3 protein-coding genes and 1 tRNA gene are annotated in these 3,118 nt (G+C 55.8%); 1 reads left to right on the forward strand and 3 read right to left on the reverse strand.

Features of this window, described 5'->3' with window-relative positions; all coding sequences use genetic code 11:
• Positions 1–296: 296 nt before the first annotated feature.
• Positions 297–545, reverse strand: coding sequence for a hypothetical protein (locus DW645_RS09055; RefSeq protein WP_118227292.1), 249 nt, complete (start codon positions 543–545; stop codon positions 297–299).
• A 257-nt stretch (positions 546–802) separates the two neighbouring features.
• Positions 803–878: transfer RNA gene (locus DW645_RS09060), tRNA-Thr, on the reverse strand.
• Positions 879–1,085: 207 nt separating this feature from the next.
• Here DW645_RS09060 and DW645_RS09065 point away from each other — a divergent pair.
• Positions 1,086–1,568, forward strand: a complete 483-nt coding sequence (locus DW645_RS09065; protein ID WP_118227293.1) for a PTS sugar transporter subunit IIB — start codon at positions 1,086–1,088, stop codon at positions 1,566–1,568.
• A gap of 326 nt (positions 1,569–1,894) precedes the next feature.
• On the opposite strand, the gene DW645_RS09070 is transcribed toward DW645_RS09065, so the two are convergent.
• Positions 1,895–2,947 carry an aldose epimerase family protein gene (locus tag DW645_RS09070; protein ID WP_118227294.1) on the reverse strand — a complete coding sequence of 351 codons (1,053 nt, stop codon included), beginning with the start codon at positions 2,945–2,947 and terminating at the stop codon, positions 1,895–1,897.
• Positions 2,948–3,118: the final 171 nt, after the last annotated feature.

Consider the following 3,118-nt stretch of genomic DNA (forward strand, 5'->3'; position numbering starts at 1 on the left):
TCCGTCATATATGGCGTCCATGAGCAACTTCCCGTCTAGAGAGAGAAATCTATTTGGACATCGGGGCGCAAGACCGCAATCCATATCGGGCCTGCAGCAGCTCCAACCCAACGCACCACATAGGTTCCCTTTCGTACATGTGTATCAATCTGCCCCGAAATGCCGGTGAATGCAATTCCAGACCCGTTTGTCGGATAGCAATCGACGTATTTTTGTTTTCCGCTCACAACCTTGTATAGATAAATCGTTCCAGCAAAAGAGAAGGGATCGTTCGCAATTTTGTCCGGAAGAACTTGCTACCTCAAAATCCCGCTACCAATATGGTCAAGCTTGACCGTACCGCCGTCCCCCTCAAAAGTGGCAAGGGGATTTACCCCAGACTGAGAGTCGGCATCGCCCTCCTTAGCAGTTATCAGCAGGCTGCCCGTATAAGACTGCTGAGGCTCACCTTCAGGACAGGCAGCCTCGGCCCAAGAAGGGCCACTCAGGCAGAACAGTCCGAGCAGCATCAATACCAACAAAAGAAAACCCTTAGTTCTTTTCATCTATATCCCCAATGTCTCTCGACATTTGTATATTGTGACTATTTTAGATCTATATGGCCAATTCGAGCCCTCACCATGGCAATTGTTGCAGCTGGGTTTCTTTTCATTAAGATTTCACTTTGGTAAATCCCCGCCCCTAAGCATTAAACCCGAAGTCCACCGAGTGGGCCGCTGTTGACGTGGCGATGCTTGGATTGGCGCGCACGCACTCAAAATCGGCAACAAAAAAGCCGCCCGAAGGCGGCTATCTTGTGCAATGGAGCCAGCGACCGGGCTCGAACCGGTGACCCCCGCTTTACGAGAGCGGTGCTCTACCAACTGAGCTACGCTGGCGGCCATGTGATGACGCAACTGAGGCGTCAACGGCTGTTTATGATACGGGACATCGCACATCCGCGCAAGTGTTCTGACGGCTTTTCTCACTTTAAATGCACTAATATTAGAGGCGTGATGTCTGCAGTGCCCATTTGGTACTTGACCTGCTGTTGAGTTGGTGGCCGACGTCCCGCTCGTATGGGTCTCAAACAGAATGGGGCAGCCATGGCTCAACCCAAGATCCTTCTCACGCGTATCGATGACCGTTTCATTTACGGGCAAGACGTTGAGCTGTGGAACGAAGCCGTGGGTTCCAATCTTGTCTTAATCGTCAACGATGAGATCGCGGCGGATTCGCGCCAATGGGCACCCATGAGGGTGGCGGCGCCAGAAGGCGTTTGGACGCGGTTTTTCTCGGTGCAAAGGACCATCGACATCATTTATACCGCAACGCCGCGCCAATGGATTCTCATCATGGTGGCGTCGCCCACGGATGCACTCGCGCTGGTTAAGGGCGGTGTGCCAATAACCAAGATCAGCATCGGCCATATGCGGGCGAGGGAGGGCAAGCGCTCTGCAACGCCTGCCATTGCCGTAGACGATACGGACATTGCCGCCTTCAAAGAGTTGCAAAAGCTCGGCATAGAGCTAGAAATCCGTTATCTCCCCAGTTCCGCCCCCGACCCCATTGGCAATCTGTTCAACTGATCCCTTGGGGACGGAGGAAAACGGATCATTTTGCCCTTGCGAGGGATGCGCGCGATGCCGCCTGTCAAAAACTATGCCCATTTACTACGTTTGATTGGCTATCGTCGAGCATGTTGAATTTGAGATAAACAAAACCGCAGGTATACTGCTCACAAATGTAACAAAAACCGGTGCATGGTCGAGCATCCCGGGCTAAACGTAGTAAATGGGCATAGTTTTGATATGTCACTCATACAGTCACAGAAAAAACGAGCCTAAAAGATGAAAAAGCGCCCGCTGGCGGTGGTGCCGGCGGGCGCTGCTGTGCGATATGTCGCGTTGCGGGCTTAGTGCCTCATAAAGTGGTATTCGATCACATTGCTGTAGGGATGGCCCGGGCCCACAATGCCCTGCGGGAACAGAGGCTGGTGCGGCGTGTCGGGGTACATCTCGGCCTCGAGGGCAAAGCCGGCGCCCCAACCATAGTTGGCGTCGTCCTTGGCGTGCTCGTCGCCCAGCCAGTTGCCGGTGTAGAGCTGCACGCCCGGGGCAGTGGTGTAGTAGTCCATCTCACGACCGGTCCACATCTCCTCGACGTGCATCGCGCGGCGCAGGTTGCGGCCGTACTGATAGCCATCGATGCACAGGCAGTGATCGTAGCCACGGGCCTGCTTGATCTGCGGGTCGTCGGCCTCCATGCCGGGTGCGACGGGGCGAAGCTCGCGAAAGTCAAACGGTGTTCCCTCGACCGGAGCAATCTCGCCGGTGGGGATGTTCTGCTCGTTAATGGGCAGGTAGTGGGCGGCGTTGGCGACAAAGAAATGTTCGCAGTCCATGCCGGCGTTATGGCCTGCAAGGTTAAAGTACGTGTGGTTGGTCATGGACACGTAGGTGGCGCGGTCGCTCTCGCAGCCATAATCGATGCGGAAGACGCCGGTGCGCGTAACGGTAAACACGGCCGTAAAGGTTCGGTTGCCGGGCAGGCCCAGCTCGCCATCCTTAAGCGAGGTGGTCATGCGCACGGCGTTATGGACCTCGTCGAGCTCAACATCCCACACACGTTTGTGCAGGCCGTGCTCAAGGTCGCTGTGCAGGTTGTTGGCGCCCTCGTTGGCGGGCATATGCCAGTCCGCGCCGTCGATGGCGATCGTGGCGCCAGCGGTGCGGTTTGCCACAGGGCCGATGGTCGCGCCAAAGCAGGCGGGGTTGTCAAAGTAATCCTCGAGCTTATCGAAGCCCAGCACCACATCGCGCACGTTGCCGGGAATGTCGGGCACATCGATACCAAGCACCGTGGCGCCATAGTCCATAATGCGAACGCAGATCTCGGGCCCGTCGAGGGTGTAACGATGAACGGGGGTACCGCACGGCGCGGTGCCGAAAAGCTCGGAAGTGATCATTTGGTTCCTAACATCGAGGTATTTCCGACAAACTGTAGCGCGAACAGGCGAGATTATCACTACACCCCACTAAAGCTGGGGGTATTTTTCTCAAAAAAGTGATGATTGGAGCTGTGCGGGGGTAGCGCACAGAGATGTGGTGTAAGAGGCGGGGCATGCCCCGCCTCTGCC

This window comes from Collinsella sp. AM23-17, assembly GCF_003470945.1.
In the GTDB taxonomy this organism is placed as follows: domain Bacteria; phylum Actinomycetota; class Coriobacteriia; order Coriobacteriales; family Coriobacteriaceae; genus Collinsella; species Collinsella aerofaciens_O.

Bases quoted from the DNA above. Each gene is read 5' to 3' on its own strand.
- DW645_RS09070 (WP_118227294.1), bottom strand. From the start codon at position 2,947: ATGATCACTTCCGAGCTTTTCGGCACCGCGCCGTGCGGTACCCCCGTT.
- DW645_RS09055 (WP_118227292.1), bottom strand. From the start codon at position 545: ATGAAAAGAACTAAGGGTTTTCTTTTGTTGGTATTGATGCTGCTCGGA.
- DW645_RS09065 (WP_118227293.1), top strand. From the start codon at position 1,086: ATGGCTCAACCCAAGATCCTTCTCACGCGTATCGATGACCGTTTCATT.